We start from the raw sequence: 18835 nt of genomic DNA, 5'->3' as shown, positions 1-18835 counted from the left end.
TGCGCTCTTTGGCCCGGCACCTGAAAGGGGTTTGGGTGATTCGCCGCGCGAACGCGGCGTAGACGCCGCCGAACGCGCTTCCACCGGTCTGCGGTACTCGCGGGCGATGCGTCGGGGCATCCGTCGTGGAACCGGCACCCGACGCGCGGACGGCGACGCCGTCGGCCGCGAACGCGAACCCGTCGGCGGACGCCGCGAAACGAGCCCTTACCGGCGGGGAGTACGCCTTTACCCCCGGCGCACCTACGCCCGACCCATGCGAGTCGCCGTACTCGGCGCTGGTTACGCCGGCCTGACGCTCGCCCGGAAGCTACAGCGAGGCCTCCCCGACGACGCGGACCTCGTCGTCGTCGAGCGGACGGGCGAACATCTCGTCCAGCACGAACTCCACCGACTCGTCCGCCGGCCGTCCCTCGACGACGAGGTCCGGATTCCGCTGGCGGACGTGCTGGACTGCGAGGTTCGAGAGACCAGCGTCGAATCCGTGGTCCCCGAGGAGAACCGCGTCGAACTGGCGGACGGGGACCTGACGTACGACTACGCGGCCGTCTGTCTCGGCGCGGAGACGGCGTTCTACGACCTGCCGGGCGTCGAGGAGCGCGCGACGCCGCTGAAGCGGGTCGAGGACGCCCGCGAGATACGGTCGGACTTCCGGACGCTGCTCGACGGACGGGGCGACGGGAGTGCGTCGGCCGGCGGTCGCGTCGTCGTGGGCGGTGCGGGCCTGTCGGGGGTCCAGATAGCTGGCGAACTCGCGGCGATGGCCCGCGAGGAGGGCGGCGACCCCGACGCCGGTCGTCCCGGGGTCGTCCTGCTCGAACAGATGGACAGGGTCGCCCCGTCGTTCCCCCGGAACTTCCAGGACGCGGTGCGCGACCAGCTGGAAAAGCGAGGCGTCGGGGTACGGACGGGGACGGCGGTCGAGCGCGCGACGGACGAGGCGGTCGAACTCGAGGACGGAACGGAACTCGGCTACGACCAGTTCGTCTGGACGGGCGGTATCCGCGGGCCGGCGGCGTTGGGCGGCGACCGCCCGGAAGTGAGGGGGAACCTCCGACTCGACGGCGACACCTTCGTCGTCGGCGACGCGGCGCGCGTGGTCGACGCCGAGGGCGAAGCGGTGCCGGCGAGCGCGCAGGCGGCGGTTCGGGAGGCCCGCGTCGCGGCCACGAACCTGCTCCGACTGGTCGAGCACGACCGCGACGGGTCGGGCGTGTTCGAACCCCGACTCGACCCGTTCACCTTCGACTCGCCGGGGTGGCTCGTCTCAGTGGGCGACGACGCGGTCGCGCAGGTCGGCCCCACCGTCCTCACGGGCCGGGCGGCGAAGGCGCTGAAGACGACGGTCGGAGCGGGATACCTCTCCTCGGTCGGCGCGGTGCGGAACGCGGTCGACCTGGTGGGAGAAGAGGTCGGGTGGGAGGATTAGACCGCGGGGATGCCCAGCGCGTCGAAGGTGACGACGCCGAGCACCGCGAGGACGTACAGCACGACGACGACGGCTATCCACGCGATGAATCCGATGGCGATGGCGTTGCCCCAGCCGCCGGGGTAGCGGACGTTGATGACCCATATCCACGCGACGAGCGCGAGTAGACCGCCGATCAGCGGTATCCAGCCGACCAGTACCGCGACGATCCACCAGACGAGCGAGCCGACGATGGCGGTGATGACCGCGTATCCGTAGTCGTCGGTGTCCGTGACAACCCGCGCGCCGACGTAGATGCCGAGCGCACCGATGAGCAGGCTGACGATGAACCCGACGACAGAACCGATGATGGATGCCATACGTAGTCGTCTACGTCAGAGATGTTTTTATAAGAACTGGTTGCAAACGCGTCGAACCGGCCGACTTAGACGGGGTGACCGATTCCCGTCGTCACGGAGAGAACAAGTTTAATATACCTAACTTTGCACCATCTTTAAGTTACTGGCATATCCTTGGCTGTCCATGGCACGCGAGACTACATTTGACAGAATGTTTATGGGGGCGGTCGGAATCGGCGCAGCGGCCGCCGTCGGGACTCGTGCACTCGAATACTACCGGGAACGCAGACGGCAGAACGAAGCACGTATCATCTGCACAGACTGTGGGGAGTCGATGCCCGTCGACGACGTTCTCGACCCGGTCGTGACCTGTTCCTGCGTCCCGGGCGTGCGCACCGAGTAACGAGTGCCGAACGGGAGAGGTCCCGGCCGCAGTACTCACGCCGGGAGCGTCTACTCCCCGAGTCCGCGTCTGCCGACGAACCACCGGACCGCGAGGTATCCCGCGACGGCGGAGAGCGCATAGACGGCGACCATGGCGTGGGTGAGCCGCGTCGGTGTGCCGATGGCCAGTTTCGCCACCGTGTTCGCGGGCGACTCGGGGAGCAGGTAGGTGACGCTGAAGACGACCAGCAGCCCTAGCGAGAACAGCAACTGGGCTCGCTTGCGGTCGCGGAATCCGAGCGCGAGCGTCGCGGCGAGCGCGACGACCGCGAGCGCGAACGCCGTCACGAGCAGCAGTATCTCGACGGGGTTTGCCACGCTCGTCCCGTTGAACGACAGCAGTGCCAGCCACGCGCCGGCCTGGAGTGGAGCGAGGACGCCCATCGCGAGCAGCTTCCCGTCGACGATGTCGATGCCCGAGAGCGGCGTCACCCTGAGCAGTTCCAGCGTCCCGCGGTCGTACTCCTCGGTTATCGCGTCGACGGCGACGCTCCCGCTGATGAACACCGGCAGGAACGTGAGCAGGGGGACGAGCACCGTGTACGTGAACCCGAAGTAGGGGCTCGAACGCGTCTCCGGCGGCAGTTCGACGGGCTGGCGTTCGAGCCGCGAGGCGAGTCGCCCCCGCTCCTGGCTCTCGAAGGCGTCCAGCAGCTCGCGGAGCTGGGTGACGACGAGCGTCGTCCGGACGTTGCCGTCGGGCGCGACCGCCGTCACCTGCGCGCGGTCGTCCGGGTCGAGCGCGGGCCGGACGACCGCGTGCACCTGCCCACGCCGGAAGTCGTCCATCGCGGCGTCGAAGCTCGGGTACCGGACCGCCTCCCAGCCGTCTTCGTGCTCGACGACCGGCGCGAGGTCGTCGCCGGCCTCGCCGGTCACGGCGAACTCGACCGTGAACTGGTTGCCCGCCGCGCTGGGGTCGTACAGCGAGACCAGTCCGACTGCGAGGAACGACGAGAACGCCGCGACGAACAGCTGGATGAGGACGGCGAGCACGATGGTCTTCTCGCTGCGGAGCGACGCGAGTTCGCGCCGCGCGACGACGAGGCGCTTATCCAAGACTGCTCACCACCGTTACGTTGTACGCGGCGTGAACCAGCGTCGCGGTGACGAGCGTTCCGAGGTACCACTCGCGGCCCTCCCGCGCGCCGTAGGCCGTCACGGTCGCCGTGGCGGTGTGGAGTGCGAGCGGCGCGAACAGGAGGCCGACGAGGACGAGCGGCGACGCCTCGACGCCGAGCCCGGTCGCGGTGCCGAACGCGGCCTTCCCGAGTTCGAGGTTCGGCAGGCCGACGGGTTGCGCCACGGCGGTCACCTTCTCGCCGAGGAAGAATCCGAGTCCCGAGAGCGCGCCCAGGACGCCGACCGTCGACGGCGAACTATCGAACCGCCCGTGGGCGTACCCCGCGTAGACGTGGACGCTCTTCGCGACCTCCTCGATGCCGGCGATGGCGACCAGCAGGACGGGCACGGAGACGTCGACGGGGAGCGCGAACAGCAGTGCGACGGCGAGCAGTTCGCCGACGAAGACGAACGGGATAGAGAGCGCGCTCAATTTCGCGACGCTGCGACGGCCCGATATCTGTCCGTCGAGCGCGTCGAGGAACTTCAGCGGCACGGAGCGCTGGGTGAACATGTCCTCCTCGCGGTAGACGCCCAGACCGAGCGCGAACAGGACGCCCGCCGAGAGGACGAGCGGGAGCGTCGAGAACGCGTAGTCGGCCAGCGGGACGGCGTCGCCCCGGAGCGCCCTGACGACCAGCGTCAGCGGCGAGATGGCCGCGACGGGATGCACGTCGGTGAAGATGGCGGGGACGAACGCGTACGCGGTCAGGAAGACGGACAGGGACACGGTCACGAACGTCAGTTCCTTGAACGACCGGGCGAACATCCCACCGACGAACGCGCAGGCGAGAAAGAGCAGGGCGATGGGAGCGACCGCCGCGACCGCCGTGGTCGCGGTCGCCGCGACGGACAGCGCTCCCGACCCGCCCGCGCCGGTCAGCCCGACGATGCCGACCGCGGTCGCGGACGCGATGGCGACCATGCCCGCGAAGTACGGCAGCGTCTTCCCGGCGACGACGTCGACGCGGGAGACGGGCGAGACGAGCAGGAGTTCGCCCCGCCGGTTGATGCGCTCGTCGAGTACGGAGCTGGCGTACGCCTGGATGACGAAGTTCATCGGCAGGACGAACGCGAACGCCAGCACCAGCGACTCGAAGGGGAACGGCGGCGCGATGTTCGAGGGCGTCCCCCGGCGCTGGTCGCTCCCGAACAGCGACGACCCGCCGCCGACGGCCGGCGGTTCGACCGCGCCGCCCGTCTCCCCGCCGGAACCGCTCCCGGCGTCCCCTTCGGGCGTGCCGCCGGCGCTGCCGCCGGTACCGCCGCCGAGGCGCTTCTCGCCCGCCGCCGTCGTCCGGGTGGTGAACCGGTCGACCGCGCGGTCTCCGTCGCTCGCGCCCGGTCCGGCTCCCGTCCGGTTCTGCTCGGCGTAGAGCAGCGTGACGTTGACCGGGAACGCGGCGGCGCGGTCCGGTTCCTCGGCCATCGCGCGGTCGTTGTACGCCCGGACCGTCGCGCGGAGTTCCGCGAGGGCGGCCCGCCCCTTCGGGTCGTCGTCCCACGCTATCTCCCCGGGCGGGCAGACCGCGAGTCCCTCGGGGCAGACGAACACCTCCACGCGGTCGGTGCGGTAGTTCAACGCGGTCGGTTCGACGACGACGAACTTCGACTCGGGGTCCTCGACGGCCGGCTCGTAGTACGGGCTGTCCTCCGGGATGGCGACCCGGTAGATGCCGTCGTCGACGGTGTTGCCCCGGCTGGCGACCATCGGGGCGAGCGCCCCTATCAGCAGGACGACGGCGGCGAGGACGGCCAGGGTCCGGCGGTCCAGTCGACCGGCGTTCGAGCGGGCCTCCCAGCGCGCGATGCGCAGCGTCTTCCGGAGCTTCACGGCCGCCCCTCCGCGCCCGGCGACTCCGTCGCGATGTCGAGGAAGATGTCCTCGAGGCTCGGCGTCTTCGTCTCGATGTCGGCGACCTGGCCGCCCGCGGCGGTCGCGAGTTCCCGGGTCTCCTCGACGGCGTCCATGCTCTCGACGACGCGGCGGTAGACGCCGCCGGCGTCGGAGGTCGCTCCGGCGGCGGCCCGAACGGTCGTCCTGGCGTCGTCCACCGGGACCGCCCCGGCAACGTCGACCGTCGTGTAGACGTGGTACTCCGTCCGGCCGTACTCCTCGCGGATGGCCTCGACGCTCCCGCGGGCGACGATTCGGCCGTCGTTCATCACGGCGACGCGGTCGCAGACGCTCTCGACGTGGAAGAGGTTGTGCGCGCTGAAGACGACGGTCTTGCCGGATTCGGCCAGGTCGCGCGTGAACTCGACGATGTAGTTCGTTGTCAGCGGGTCTAGGCCGCTCGCGGGTTCGTCGTAGACGAGCACGTCCGGGTCGTTGACCAGCGAGCGTGCGATGGCGACCTTCCGTTTCATCCCCTTCGACACGTCGCCGAGGGGTCGGTCGCGGTGGTCGAGGTCGAGTTCGTCGAGCGTGTCGTGGATGCGTTGCTCGGCAGTCTCGTCAGGAACGTCGTAGAGGTCCGCGAAGAAGTGGAGGTAGGACGTGGCGGTCATGTCCTCGTACAGCGGGGACTCCTCGGGGAGGAAGCCGAGGTGCTCGCGCATCTCGGCGTCCCGGGCATCGTAACCGGCGACGCGGGCCGACCCGCTCGTCGGTTCGACGAGGCCCGCGAGCATCTTCAGGGTCGTCGTCTTCCCCGCGCCGTTCGGGCCGACGATGCCGAACATCTCGCCCTCCGGGACGGTGAAGTCGCTCCCCTCGACGGCGACGAAACCGCCGTATTCTTTTCGCAGGTTTTCTACTTCGATCATCGAGATATCCGTCACTCGACACCGGGGGGACTTCAGAGTATGGGACGACTCCGACACCCTCCGTCGGTTTTCACTCCGAGGCGGCTGCGGACGACGGATAGCTACTTGGACGGTGCGGACGTAAGATGGTACCATGCAACTGCCAGACGTGAAGTCCGCGCTCGCCAGATCGCTCGGTGCGACAGCACTGCTCGGGGCGGCGTGGGTCGGGTGGGGCCTCTACGTCCGGACGACCACCGAATCGGTGCCGTACGACACGGTCGTCACGCTGGACGGCGTCGAAGTGCGGCGCTATCCGGAGACGGTCGTCGCGACGACGACGGCCGGCAGTCCGAACGAGGCGTTCGGTCGCCTGTTCCGGTACATCGAGGGGGAGAACCGCGCAGACGAGGATATAGCGATGACCGCGCCGGTCGCCACGCGCCCCGACGCGGTCCTCGCCAGGCCCGAGTCGATTCCCATGACCACGCCGGTCGCTACCGAGAGCGCCAACGGCGAGACGGAGATGGCCTTCTTCCTCCCGACGGAGTACGTGGTCGAGTCGGCGCCCGCGCCGACCGACCCGGAGGTACGGGTCGAACGGCTCCCCGAGCGAACGCTGGCGGTGTTGCCGTTCTCGTGGTACGTCACCGACGAGCGCGTCGACCGCCTCGAACGCCGCCTGCTCGACGTCCTCGACGACCACGGCGTGCCCGCCGTCGGCGACACGTTCCTCATGCGCTACGACCCGCCGCTGACGCCGCCGTTCATGCGCCGCAACGAGATCGCCGTCGAGGTAGCGCCGACGTAGGTCGACCGCCCGTCGCACGCTGACCTTTAAATCCGGAGGCGCGACCAGGGCCGGCCATGTGGAACCCCCTCTCGCAGCTCCACGGAGACGACGCCGACGCCTGCGCCTGCTCGCCGACGTTCGCGGACGGCGCGCTGGTCGTGGACGGGGACGACTGCCCCGGCGACGGCGATCTCGTCGACTCGCCCGCCTGCCGCGCGACGGTCGTCGACGCGCTGGCCGACCGCGAGGCCGACCGCGTCGTCACCCGCTCGGACGGCGTCGAGCGGGCGTACGAGGGCGACGCGGCCGCGCTGCTCGTCGCCGCCGGACGGTTCGCCGAGCGCGCCGCCTTCCGCGACGCCGACCTCGCCGCGCGAGCGCGACGCGACCCGCTCCGGGCGGCCGTCGACGCCACGGGACGTGCCGGTCCGTTGGCGGACGCGGCGGCCGAAACGGGGCTCGCCGAGGGCGCGCGCCGTATCGCTGACTACGACGAACTCCGGCCGTTCGTCGGCCCGACCGTCGCACGCTCCCGGGTTGCCGCCCGTCCCCCGGACGACGCGAGACTCGACGACCGGCGGACGCTCTCGACCGGCGCGACCGTTCGCGTCTACGCTCGGCCGGAAGACAGACTCCGGACCTACCACCTCGAACCGGTCGAACACGGCCTCGACCGCGCGACGTGGGCGACGCTCTCCCGTGCGCGCGACCTGCTCGCCGACGGTGGCGTCGCGGGCGGACGCTCGGCACCGGGGCGGGCGGTCCGTCGCGTCGCTGCCGACGACGCCCCCGTCGCCGACCTCGCGGCCGCTCTCCGCAAGCACACCCGGGGATTCGGCGTCCTGGAGGACTGCTTCGCCGCCCCCCTCGTCTCGGACGTGTTCGCCACCGCGCCGGTCACAGAGACGCGACTGCGCGCGACGGTCGACGGCGAGCGGATGCGGACGAACGTCAGGCTCACCCGCGACGGCGCGGACGCTCTCGCCTCCCGATTCCGGCGGACGAGCGGTCGTTCGTTCTCCCGCGCCAGTCCGACCCTGGACGCGACGGCCGACGTCGGCGGGACCCCGGTCCGCGTCGCGGGCGTCACCGACCCCGTGAGCGACGGCGTCGCGTTCGCGTTCCGCGTCGGCGGCGACGACGTCCTGCGACTCCCCGTGCTCGTGGACAACGGCACGCTACCGGCGGACGCGGCCGCGCTTCTCTCGGTGGCCGTCGAGCGGGCCGCGGCCGGCCTTATCGCCGGCGCTCGCGGCGCCGGAAAGACGACGATGCTCGGCGCCCTGCTGTGGGAGCTCCCCCCGAACCGACCCGGGCCGTCGTCCTCGAAGACACACCCGAGCTGCCCGTCGCCGCGCTCCGGTCGGCCGGCCGGGACGTGCAGGCGCTCCGGACGAGCCTCGACGGTCCGGGCTTCTCGCCCGCGGCGGCGCTCCGCACCGCACTCAGGCTGGGCGAGGGGGCGCTCGTCGTCGGCGAGGTGCGCGGCGAGGAGGCGGGCGTCCTCTACGAGGCGATGCGCGTCGGTGCGAACGGGAGCGCCGTCCTCGGCACCATCCACGGCGACGGCGGCGAGGCGGTCCGCGAACGCGTCGTCGCCGACCTGGGCGTCTCTCTGTCGTCGTTCGCGACGACCGACCTCCTCGTCACGCTGGAGTCACACGAGACCGACGAGGGTCGCGCCCGGCGCGTCAAGTCCGTCGAGGAGGTCGTCGGCACCGACCCGCCGCGCTTCGAGTCGCTGTTCGAACGCCGGGACGGGCGTCTCGCGGCGACCGGGCGCGTCGACCGGGGGAACAGCGTCCTCGTCGAGGCGCTCGCCCGCCCCGCGGAGTCGTACGCCGACGTGCTCGCGCTGCTGGACGACCGTGAAACGGCCATCGCGTCGGCGGCCACGGGCGCGCCGGGCGTCACCGTCGAGCGGCGAGAGGGGTCGTGATGCTCGCGGAACTGGCGGCGCTCGGCCGGCGCTGGCCCGTCGACGCGCCTGCCGACCCCGACGTCGAGCGCGCGCTCTCGTTCATCGGTGCCGACGCCGAAACCGCAGTCCGGGCGGGCTACGGAGCGGCGACGGTCCTCGCCGTTCTGGCCGTGCCCGTCGTCGCGCTGGCCTCGCCGCCCGTCCGGGTTCCGCTCGCCGCGCTCGCCCTCGCTGGAGTGCTCTCCCCGCCCGCGGTCGCGCGACGGGCGTCGCTCGCGCTCGCCGCGGCACGGCGGACGCGGGCGCTCGGCGCGGCCCCGGACCTCGTCGCCCGGGCCGTGCTCCGGATGCGAGTCGAACCGACGGCCGAGCGCGCCGCCGCGTTCGCCGCCGAGACGGGCGACGGCCCGCTTGCGGCGAGTCTCGACGAGCACGTCCGGCGCGCGGCCGGCACACCGGGAGCGGGGTTCACCTCGTTCGCCGCGGAGTGGGCCGACTGGAACCCGTCGCTCCGCCGGGCGGTCCTGCTGGTCGCGGCCGCGGCGGACGCCCCCGCCGGCGAGCGCGAACGGACCCTGGACCGCGCGCTGGCGGCCGTCCTCTCGGGTACCCGCGACCGGATGGCCGAGTTCGTCGCCGCGATTCGGGGGCCGACGACGGCCATCTACGCCTTCGGCGTCCTCCTCCCGCTGGCGCTCGTCGCGGTGCTGCCCGCGGGCCGCGCCGCCGGTCTTCCCGTCTCTCCCGCCGCGCTGGTCGTCGTCTACGACCTTCTGCTGCCGGCAGGTCTGCTCGGTGCAAGCGCGTGGCTGCTCGCGCGCCGACCCGTCGCCTTCCCGCCGCCCGCGGTCACTCGCGCACACCCCGACGTGCCCGACGGACGCTGGCGCGTCGCCGCGGGCGCGCTCGCGGTTGGCGCGACCGCGTTTCTCGCCGCGCCCGCCCTGCTCCCGGCGTGGACGCGCTGGGTGGCCGCCGCCGGGAGCCTGGCCGGGACCGCACTGGTCGGGTGGACCCGTCCCGTCGTCGCGGTCCGGGAGCGCGTCCGGGCGGTCGAGACCCATCTCGCGGACGCGCTCTACCTCGTCGGTCGCCGGGTGAAGGAGGGCACGGCCGTCGAGGACGCCGTCGCCGCCGCGGCCGAGGAGGTGGTCGGCGAGACGGGCGACGTGCTCGCCGCCGCCGCGCGCAACCAGCGGCTGCTCCGGGAGGGCGTCCGCGAGGCGTTCCTCGGCGAGCACGGCGCGCTCGCGGACGTCCCCAGTCCGCGCGCCAGGAGCGCCGCCGCCCTGCTCGCGCTGGCCGCCCGGGAGGGGCGGCCCGCCGGGTCCGAGATCGTCTCGATAGCCGACCACCTGGACGACCTCCGCGAGGTCGAGCGCGAGGCCCGCCGCGAACTCGCGCAGGTGACGGGCACGCTGAGGAGCACCGCCGCCGCGTTCGGCCCGCTGGTCGCCGGTGCGACCGTCGCGCTCGCCCGGGGGATGGCAGGCACCGGCGAGTTCGGCGGCACCGTGCCGACGGCCGCCCTCGGCCTCGCGGTCGGGACCTACGTCATGTTGCTCGCCACCGTCGTGACGGCGCTCGCGACCGGCCTCGAACGCGGGGTCGACCGGACCCTCGTCGGCCACCGCGTCGGTCTCTCGCTCCTGTCGGCGACCGCGGTCTACCTCGCGGCGTTCGCCGGGGCGAGCGCGCTCACGTAGGTTCAAGTACGGAGACGGGACCAGACGGGGCCATGCTCGACGCACCAGTCGACGCGTGGTACGTCTGGATCGGCGTCGCCGCCGCGAGCGCCGCGGCGTTCGGCGTCGCAGCCTCGTTCCCGACCGCACCGCCGCCCGACGCCGCCGGGGTGGCCAGCACCGTCGATTCGGTCGCAGACTGCGAGTACGCCGCGACCGCCGAACACCCGCTCTCGGCCGACGAGATACGGATCGGCGCGCACCGCCTCGGACTCCGCGGCGACGGGGGGACCGCCCACGCGACGTTCGCGTACGGCCCCGTCGCACCCGTCGCAGCGGGGACCGGCCTCGACGCCGTCGCCCACGGCGCGTCGCCCGAGACGGCGTTCGACTCGCCGGCCGTCTTCCGGACCGCGGTCCGGGACGCTCGCGACCGCCGACCGGAGTGGCGTCCCGCCGCCGACCGACTGCTCGTCCGCTGTGTCTCCTGGGAGGGGTTCGATGCGACGCTGGTCGCCGGATAGGGGCCAGACCGAGCCGCTCGTCGCGCTCGTCGCCGTCTTCGCCGTCGCCGTCGGTCTCGCGACCTACGCCGGGACGCTGTCGAGCGCGCTCCCGGAGGCGGAACGGAATCACGCGAGAGACGTACTTCCCGAGGTCGAGGCGGCCGCGACGACGAACGGCGTGGTCGACCCCGCTACTCTCCGGAGCGCGCTCGCCGCGGGACCGGACGGTCGCTCCCTCGCGGTGACGCTGTCGACGGCCGGCGAGCGGTGGCACGCCGGTCCCGAGGCCCCGCCGGACGCGGAGACGGCGGCGACCACCTTGAGCGTCCGCGTCGCCCCCGGCGCGGTCCGGCCAGGCCGACTCCAGGTGGCGGTGTGGCGATGAGGGCCGTCAGCACCGCACTCGACGCGAGGCTCTGTCTGCTGCTCGTGAGCGCCGCAGCGCTGACGCTCGTCCACGCCGACGCGCCCGACCGCGCCGCACCGGACCCCGCCGAATCGGTCGCCACGACGCTGACGACCGCGACGGCGCAGGTGAACTACACGCTCTCGACCGCCGACGGGCGGAGTGACCGCCGGAGCGCTCACGACACGGTCGCCGGCCACGCGGCCGCCTGCGCGGCCGGCGGCGTCACAGTGGCGGACGCCGAGCGCGCTCGCCGGACCGGCGGCTTCGAACGCGCGCTCGACCGGAAACTCCGTCGGTTCGACGCCGTCAGCGACCGGACCCGGCGCGTGCAGGTCGTCGCACGCTGGGAGCCGTACCCGGACGCCAGCGTCGCCGGTCGCTGCGTGCTCGGGCCGTCGCCACCGCCGGACGCCGACGTCCACGCCGCGAGCGTCACCCTCCCGAGCGGGATGGCCCCGCCGAGAACGCCGGACGTCCCGAAGGCTGGCGGACGTACGGCGGCGTCGCCGACGCCGTCGCGCGAAGCGTCGTCCGCGGTCTCTTCCCGCCGGGCCGACTCGGAGTCGCGCTCCGGAATCGTCGGACCACACCGCTGGCGCTCCCGCGCCTCCGTCGTCTCGCGGCACTGACCGACGCCGACGTCGACGGCGAATTCGCGGCGGGCGACGCCGCCGGCGTTCGCCGCGAACTCGTCGACGCGCTCGCAGCGGCCGTCGAATCCGAACTGCGGGCCCGTTACGCATCGCCGGACCGCGCGGCCGCGTCCACCGCCGTCGCTCGCGTCGAGGTCGTCGTCAGGGTGTGGTCGGCGTGAGACTCGCCGACGACACGCGCGCCCGGGTGCCGTTCGCGCTCGTCGGCGTCCTGCTGCTCGTCGGCAGCGCGACCCTCTCGGCGACCATCGTCTCTCGACCGCCACCGACCGTCGACCGGGACGCGGACGAGGCCGTCGAGCGCGCCGTGGCGAGTTCGCGGACGGCGCTCCGGGACGCCGTCCAGCACGCCGGCCGAGACGCCGCCGCTCGGCCCGTGGTCGAGCTTGCGAACACCAGCACCGGACGTGTCCTGAACGCTTCCGCCCCGTTCCGGGACTATCTCCGCCTGCGAATCTACGTGACCGCGCGCCGCGAACTTCGAACCGTGGCGACCCGGGTCGGGACGCCCGCGCGTCGGTGACGCTGTCGCCGACGCCGAACGCGAGCACGCTCCGGCGGGCCAAGCGGGACGTGACGGTCGAACCGATCGGCGCGCCGACCGAGAGCGGCCTCCGCGTCCGCGTCGAGAACCTCTCCGTTCGGGTCGAACGAGGCGGGCGGGAGGTGGCGCGGGAGTCCCGGACGGTCACGCTCACGGTGGCGACGCCCGTGCTCGCCGTCCACCGCCGCGTCGCCCGGTTCGAGCGACGGCTGAGTCGCGGGCCGCTGAAACCGGGCCTCGGACGGCGGCTCACCGCCCAGCTGTATCCCGTCGTATGGGCGCGCGGCTACGCCCAGCACGGCGGCGCACCCATCGAGAACGTGCTGGCGAACCGCCACGTCGAACTGGTGACGAACGGTGCGCTCCTGAGCGAACAGCGGGCGGCGTTCGGTCACAGCGACCCGGCCGGCCAGTCGGCGCTCCGCCGCGCGACCGCTCGCGTCGGCCTGACCGACCTCCTCGCTCCCATCGAGCGCCGGGGCGGCCCCTGGGTCGACTACCTCCTGGAGCGGACGGACCGCCGCGCTCCGACCGGACTCCCCGGCGTCGGCGGCGGGGGTCGCTCACCGGAGATGTCGACCACCGTCGCGGTCAACGGGACGGCGGACCGGGCGCTGTACGACTTCATCGGCGGGAGGTCGGACGACGAACTGGACGCTGCGCTGGCCGACGCCTACGGAGTGAGGGCGCGCCTGGTTGCCTCGGTCCGATCGATTCGCCAGGAGTCGAAGCCGGCTCCGGACCGGCCGGGGAAGAACTGGACGCTCGCGAACGCGACCGACCGAACCCGCGTCTCGGTCACGACCACGAGCACGGAGACGCCGGAGACGCCCGCCGGCTGGCATCTCCTCTGGGACTCGGGACGGCGCGTCGTCCGCCGGCACGCCGTCGTCCGCACCTGGCGGAACGGCGACCGGACGAGACGAACCGTGGCGCGCTGGCGGGAGGTCGTCGACGTCGCGCTCGGCGTGGCCGGCGACCACCGCTCCGGAACGCCGGCCCCGCCGCGACTCGTCGCGTCGGTCCACGAGCAGGGTGGTCCGCTCGGCGGGCCGAACCTCGCCGACGTCGAGGAGGCGGCCGTCTCGAAACTGGTCGAAGACCGGGGCGGCACGGACCGACTGGCGCGGCGAGCGGCGAGACGCGCCGTCGACACCCGACCGGTGACGGTCCAGGGAAAGCGTCCCGACGGACTGCGCGACCAGACGTACCGCGACCTGGCGTCGGTGCGCGACCGGGTCCGGAACGTCTCGGTGTCGGTGCCGCGCGGGCGACTCGCCGGGCGGACGAACCCGGCGGCGAAACTGGCGAAGCGCCTCCGCGAGCGCCGGGGCAAACTGCTTGGAGCGCCGTCCAGATACGACCACGCCGTCGAACGAGCGCGGTTCGCCGCCCGGGCAGCGTACCTCGACCGCGTCCTCGCCCGACTCGACGAGCGGGCCGACCGCTCGAAGGAGGCTCGCCGTCGGCTGGGCGACGTTGTCGGCGACGCGACCGGCGTCTCGCTGGGGAAGATTCAGCGCATCCTCCGGGCACGGCGGAGCGTCGACGCGCCGGAGCGTCGGCAGGTGTCGGCCGCCGGCCCCGGGTCCGCGGTCGACCTCGACGTCACCGGCGCACCGCCGTACCTCACCCTCGCCGCGGTCGAGCACCGACAGGTCCCGGCGGTCCCGTCCGGGAGGTCCGTCCACCCGATGGCCGCCCGGACCGTCAACGTGTTCACGGTGCCCTACGGTGACGCCGCCGACACCGTCGTCGGGAACCTCCCCGGCGGCCGCGGGGAGTCTCGGGTCGACGTGCGGACGGCGGCCCTGACGTTACGCGCGGCGAATCGGACACTCGCGTCCGCATCCAACGCGACGCTCCGGACCCGTCGGAACGAGCTACGGTCGTCGCTCGCGTCGTCGCTCGACGGCGTCGAGCGGAGCGTCCGGTCGCGTCTCCGGCGAAGGACGCCCGGCGTCTCGGGACTCGACGACGGGACGGTCCGGCGGGGCGTCGCCCGCGGGCTGGCGCGCTGGAAGGCGACCGACGAGCGAGCGATGGCGGTCGTGAACGGCACCGCAGCGCGGACGATAACGACTGCGCTCGCGACCGAACACGGCGGCTCCTGGTCGGCCATCGAGCGCGGCCGGGTTCGACTCGCGACGCGAATCACACTCGACGCTGCACGGCGGAACGTCAGCCGGCCGAAACAGGAGTCGGTGAACGGGACGCTGTCGCAGACCCGGGACGTGGTGAGAGCCGAACTGAAACGCGTCGCGGGAGCCGCCGTGGACAACCTCAGCGAGTACGCCCAGAAGCGCCGGTTCGACGAGGTGATTTCCGACGTGCCGGCCGGCCTCCCCGTCGCCCCGGTTCCGGGTTACTGGTACGCGACGGTCAACGTCTGGCAAGTCGAGGTACGGGGCGGCTACGAGCGGTTCGTCGTCCGCGCACCCAACGGGGTGCCCGACGTCCCCGGCGGGACGACCTACGTCCGGGAGGCCGGGACGGTTCGAGTGGACGTGGACGGCGACGGGCAACGAGAGACGGTCGGGCGGACGACGCCGGTGTCATTCCGGACCTGGACCACCGTCGCCGTCGTCGTCCCGCCAAACCGGCGCGGCGTCGGCGACGTGAACGGCGACGCCGACGAGCGCTCGCCCGGCTGGTCCGCCCGGAGTGACAACCCCTTTCACTCGCGCTCTCCACTGGTCGACCATGCTCTACGACGAGATATCGGAACCGGGAGAGTTGACGCCCGAGGAACTGCGGGAGCAGTACGAGGCTGAACTCGCCGAAACCGTCGAGACGGTGGGCGTCGACGCCGTCGTCGAACGGACGGACGTGGACCGCGAGGTCGTCGCCGGACTCGCGGACGGCGCCGCTCCCGAGTTGACCGTCGAGGACGCCGCCGCCATCCTGGCGACCGCCGAGGACGCGCCGGCGAAGGACGCCATCGTCGCGGAGGTTCGCGACCACCTGCTGATGGGGATGACGACGGCGGTCCTGGACGTGGATTCGCTCGCCGCGGAACTCGACGAGGACGTCGAGGCGCGGACGGTCCAGCAGATGGTGGAAGGTCGCCGGGAGATGACGCTGGCGGAGTACGCCCGAATCCATCACGCCATCGCCGAGCAGAACGCCGCGTAGGACGACCGGCTTTTTCCGGAGGCGACCCCAAGAGTTGGTATGAACGTCGCAATCCTGGGCTGTGGGTACGTCGGTCTCGAACTCGGCCGACAGCTCGCCGCCGGCGGCCACCGCGTCGTCGGCGTCCGTCGCTCCGCGGAGGGGATTCGCGCTGTCGAGGACGCCGGCTTCGACGCGGTCCAGGCGGACGTGACGGAGTCGGACGACCTCGCCGCCGTTCCCGACGTCGACGCGGTGGTCTACGCGGCCAGCGCGGGCGGGCGCGACGTCGAGTCGGCGCGGACCGCGTACGTCGACGGTCTCGGCACGGCGGTCGAGACGTTCGCGAATCGGGCTGACCCGCCGGACAGGTTCGTCTACACGTCGAGTACGGGCGTGTACGGCGACCGGGACGGCGCGTGGGTGGACGAGCGGACACCTCTGGAGCCGACGACCGAACGCGAGGAGGTGCTGGTCGAGGCGGAGCGCATCGCCCTCCAGGAGACGGGGGCGATGGACGGCACCGTCGCTCGGTTCGCCGGACTCTACGGCCCGGACCGCTACCGGATAGAACGGTATCTCGACGGGCCGGTGGCCGAGGGCTACCTGAACCTCGTCCACCGCGACGACGCCGCGGGGGCGGTCCGGTTCCTGCTGACGGAGGATTACGCACGCGACGACGTCGTGCTCGTCGTCGACGACGAGCCGGTGAAACGACCCGCGCTCGCCAGGTGGCTTGCGGACGAGTGCGGCGTCGAACGCCCCGAGGTGCGGCCCGCGGGACAGTCCGAGCGCGCGCGGACGAGCAAGCGCTGCTCGAACGAGAAACTCCGGGAACTCGGGTACGAGTTCGAGTACCCGACGTTCCGCGAGGGGTATCGGCCGGCGATATCAGAGTTCTGTTAGCGTCTGACACCTGTAATCATCGGGAAAAATTCTTGTTTTCTCGTATCGTCCAGGGAATATGGAGTTTCCGGGCGGCGGGTCGGCACCGACTGCACGAAGCCTGGTCCGGGAGGTCGAGGCCTACAGCGCTACGAATCCGGTCCTCGTCGCCGTGGCGGTGCTCGGCGTCGTCGTGGTCGCCGTCTCGCTGTGGCTCGTCGTGCGCTGGATTCGCCGGCCGATGGGCGCCCGACTTCGGCGGGCGCTGGCTAAACGCGACGAGATAGTCGTTTTGATGCATCCGAACCCCGACCCGGACGCGATGGCCTGCGCCGTCGGCGTCGCTCACCTCGCCGAAGCGGTCGGCACGGACGCGACGCTGCAGTACTCCGGCCAGATACGCCACCAGGAGAACCGAGCGTTCCGGACCGTCCTCGACCTCGATCTCGAATCGGTCGACGACGTCACCGACCTCGCCGCGTCCACCATCGTGCTCGTCGACCACAACACGCCCCGGGGCTTCGACGGGGCGGAGCGAATCGAACCGTACGCCGTCATCGACCACCATCCCGGTAACGGCACCGGCGAGGTGTTCACCGACAAGCGGACGAGCTACGGCGCGTGCTCGACCATCGTCGCCGAGTACTTCCGCGACCTCGGCGCGGACCCCATCGGTCCCGACGCTGTTCCGCCCGAGAACGACCTCGCACTCCCCTCGCTGGTCGCGACGGGTCTCATATACGGCATCCAGTCGGACACGAAACACCTGACCAACGGTTGCTCGGAGGCGGAGTTCGACGCGAGCGCCTTCCTCTACCGCGGCATCGACGAACATCGCCTCGACCGCATCGCCAACCCGCAGGTCAGCGCGGAGGTGCTCGAGGTGAAATCGCGGGCAATCACGGACCGAGAGGTGCGAGGCTCGTTCGCGGTCAGCAACGTCGGCGAACTGTCGAACGCCGACGCCATCCCGCAGGCCGCCGACGAACTGATGCAGCTCGAAGGCATCACGGCGGTCGTCGTCTACGGGCGGCGCGAGGACGCCCTCCACCTCTCGGGGCGTTCGCGCGACGACCGGGTTCACATGGGTCGGGCGCTCCAGGAAGCCGTCGACGACATTCCGGGCGCGAATGCCGGCGGACACGCCCGGATGGGCGGCGGGCGGGTGCCGGTGGAGTCCGCCATCGTCGCTGGCGGCTCCGAGGTCGGCCTCTGGTCCGAACAGCAGTTCACCGACGACGTGTTCGACGCGCTCAGCGGGAACGTCTGAGTACGGCGGTCCTTCGTCCGCCCCGCGCACAGGGTGGCTCGCACGACCGACTCGGGCGGCTCGTCGCGACGTCGTTGCCGGACCACGCGTTTATGTCGAACGACCGCCAAGCGTGCATATGGGTCTCTCGCTCGACGCGACGCAACTTGACCGTTACTCCCGGCACATCATCATGGACGAGGTGGGCACGGACGGCCAGGCCGCGCTGCTGGACGCGTCGGTGCTGGTCGTCGGCGCCGGCGGTCTCGGCTCGCCGGCCATCCAGTACCTCGCCGCCGCGGGCGTCGGGACGCTCGGCGTCGCCGACGACGACGTCGTCGAGCGGAGCAACCTCCAGCGCCAGGTCGTCCACGGCGACGACGACGTCGGCCGGCCGAAGGTCGACAGCGCCGCCGAGTTCGTCGCCGACCTGAACCCCGACGTGACCGTCGAGCGCCACCAGACGCGGGTCGAACCGGGGAACGTCGAGGAACTGGTCGACGGCTACGACTTCGTCGTGGACGCGACGGACAACTTCCGGACGCGCTACCTCGTCAACGACGCCTGCACGCTCGCCGACGTCCCCTTCTCGCACGGAGCCATCTACAAGTTCGAGGGGCAGGTCACCACCGTCACGCCCGGCGGCCCCTGCTACCGCTGTCTGTTCCCCGAAGCGCCCCCGGAGGGGATGGTCGCCGACTGCGCGAGCACGGGCGTCCTCGGCGTCCTCCCCGGGACCGTCGGCTGTGTGCAGGCCACTGAGGCGGTCAAGGCCGTCGTCGGCGTCGGCGACCTCCTCGAAGGGCGGATGCTGTTCTACGACGCGATGGCCATGAGCTTTGAGGAGGTGGAGTACCGGCAGAATCCGGACTGTCCCGTCTGCGGCGAGGACCCCATCGACTCCGTCGCCGACGTGGACTACGCCGACGACTCCTGTGCGGTGAACGCGGACTGACCGTCGGCGCGCCGTCGCGGTACGCGCGAGGCGGTCGGAA

14 protein-coding genes and 3 pseudogenes are annotated in these 18835 nt (G+C 72.1%); 13 read left to right on the top strand and 4 right to left on the bottom strand.

From position 1 onward, the window contains the following. Window positions 1–256: 256 nt before the first annotated feature. A complete protein-coding gene (locus tag ACRYA2_RS11515; protein WP_433628509.1) occupies window positions 257–1429 on the top strand; it encodes an NAD(P)/FAD-dependent oxidoreductase in 1173 nt (390 codons plus the stop codon). Here ACRYA2_RS11515 and ACRYA2_RS11510 read toward each other — a convergent pair. Next, window positions 1426–1788: a hypothetical protein gene (locus tag ACRYA2_RS11510; protein ID WP_433627972.1), complete on the bottom strand. Its 363-nt coding sequence runs from the start codon at window positions 1786–1788 to the stop codon at window positions 1426–1428. The two genes, ACRYA2_RS11515 and ACRYA2_RS11510, sit on opposite strands and share 4 nt — an antisense overlap. 163 nt (window positions 1789–1951) lie before the next feature. On the opposite strand from ACRYA2_RS11510, the gene ACRYA2_RS11505 reads away from it, so the two are divergent. Further along, window positions 1952–2170 (top strand): hypothetical protein, encoded by a 219-nt coding sequence (locus ACRYA2_RS11505; protein WP_433627969.1) that lies wholly within the window; start codon window positions 1952–1954, stop codon window positions 2168–2170. 50 nt (window positions 2171–2220) lie between these two features. Here the strand turns inward: ACRYA2_RS11505 and ACRYA2_RS11500 are convergent, their stop codons facing one another. The 3 genes from ACRYA2_RS11500 to ACRYA2_RS11490 are packed head-to-tail and all read right to left on the bottom strand — an operon-like array spanning window position 2221 to window position 6102. Next, entirely contained in the window at window positions 2221–3270 is a 1050-nt protein-coding gene (locus ACRYA2_RS11500) for an ABC transporter permease (RefSeq protein WP_433627966.1), read from the bottom strand. Continuing rightward, the gene (locus ACRYA2_RS11495; protein WP_433627964.1) at window positions 3263–5167 is read right to left on the bottom strand and encodes an ABC transporter permease subunit; all 1905 of its coding nucleotides are present in this window, start codon (window positions 5165–5167) and stop codon (window positions 3263–3265) included. The genes ACRYA2_RS11500 and ACRYA2_RS11495 overlap by 8 nt, the downstream gene beginning before the upstream one ends. Next, window positions 5164–6102 (bottom strand): ABC transporter ATP-binding protein, encoded by a 939-nt coding sequence (locus ACRYA2_RS11490; RefSeq protein ID WP_433627961.1) that lies wholly within the window; start codon window positions 6100–6102, stop codon window positions 5164–5166. The genes ACRYA2_RS11495 and ACRYA2_RS11490 overlap by 4 nt, the downstream gene beginning before the upstream one ends. A gap of 133 nt (window positions 6103–6235) precedes the next feature. On the opposite strand from ACRYA2_RS11490, the gene ACRYA2_RS11485 reads away from it, so the two are divergent. The 11 genes and pseudogenes from ACRYA2_RS11485 (at window position 6236) to ubaA (ending at window position 18795) form a co-directional block, all read left to right on the top strand. Continuing rightward, window positions 6236–6892, top strand: coding sequence for an SOUL family heme-binding protein (locus ACRYA2_RS11485; protein ID WP_433627959.1), 657 nt, complete (start codon window positions 6236–6238; stop codon window positions 6890–6892). Between the two features lie 56 nt (window positions 6893–6948). Next, window positions 6949–8813: pseudogene (locus ACRYA2_RS11480) on the top strand (ATPase, T2SS/T4P/T4SS family). After that, window positions 8813–10501, top strand: a complete 1689-nt coding sequence (locus ACRYA2_RS11475) for a type II secretion system protein (protein ID WP_433627956.1) — start codon at window positions 8813–8815, stop codon at window positions 10499–10501. The pseudogene ACRYA2_RS11480 and the gene ACRYA2_RS11475 overlap by 1 nt, the downstream one beginning before the upstream one ends. A gap of 32 nt (window positions 10502–10533) precedes the next feature. Then, on the top strand, window positions 10534–11004 hold the full coding sequence (locus ACRYA2_RS11470) for a DUF7283 family protein (RefSeq protein WP_433627954.1): 471 nt from the start codon (window positions 10534–10536) through the stop codon (window positions 11002–11004). Then, complete coding sequence (locus tag ACRYA2_RS11465; protein WP_433627951.1) at window positions 10982–11371, top strand: DUF7285 family protein; 390 nt, start codon at window positions 10982–10984, stop codon at window positions 11369–11371. Before ACRYA2_RS11470 ends, ACRYA2_RS11465 begins: the two co-directional genes overlap by 23 nt. Continuing rightward, window positions 11368–12209, top strand: a pseudogene (locus tag ACRYA2_RS11460) (DUF7284 family protein). The gene ACRYA2_RS11465 and the pseudogene ACRYA2_RS11460 overlap by 4 nt, the downstream one beginning before the upstream one ends. Then, a pseudogene (locus tag ACRYA2_RS11455) lies at window positions 12197–15366 on the top strand (DUF7286 family protein). Before ACRYA2_RS11460 ends, ACRYA2_RS11455 begins: the two co-directional pseudogenes overlap by 13 nt. Beyond that, the gene (locus tag ACRYA2_RS11450; protein WP_433627948.1) at window positions 15296–15727 is read left to right on the top strand and encodes a DUF5791 family protein; all 432 of its coding nucleotides are present in this window, start codon (window positions 15296–15298) and stop codon (window positions 15725–15727) included. The pseudogene ACRYA2_RS11455 and the gene ACRYA2_RS11450 overlap by 71 nt, the downstream one beginning before the upstream one ends. A 39-nt stretch (window positions 15728–15766) precedes the next feature. Next, window positions 15767–16612, top strand: a complete 846-nt coding sequence (locus ACRYA2_RS11445) for an SDR family oxidoreductase (protein ID WP_433627945.1) — start codon at window positions 15767–15769, stop codon at window positions 16610–16612. A 58-nt stretch (window positions 16613–16670) separates the two neighbouring features. Further along, window positions 16671–17861: a DHH family phosphoesterase gene (locus ACRYA2_RS11440; protein ID WP_433627943.1), complete on the top strand. Its 1191-nt coding sequence runs from the start codon at window positions 16671–16673 to the stop codon at window positions 17859–17861. Between the two features lie 118 nt (window positions 17862–17979). Beyond that, complete coding sequence (gene ubaA / locus ACRYA2_RS11435) at window positions 17980–18795, top strand: SAMP-activating enzyme E1 (RefSeq protein WP_433627940.1); 816 nt, start codon at window positions 17980–17982, stop codon at window positions 18793–18795. Window positions 18796–18835: the final 40 nt, after the last annotated feature.

The sequence above is a fragment of the Halomicrococcus pelagicus genome (assembly GCF_050954125.1).
Note: the sequence above shows the minus strand (reverse complement) of the source record. Positions and strands in the feature narration are given on the sequence as shown.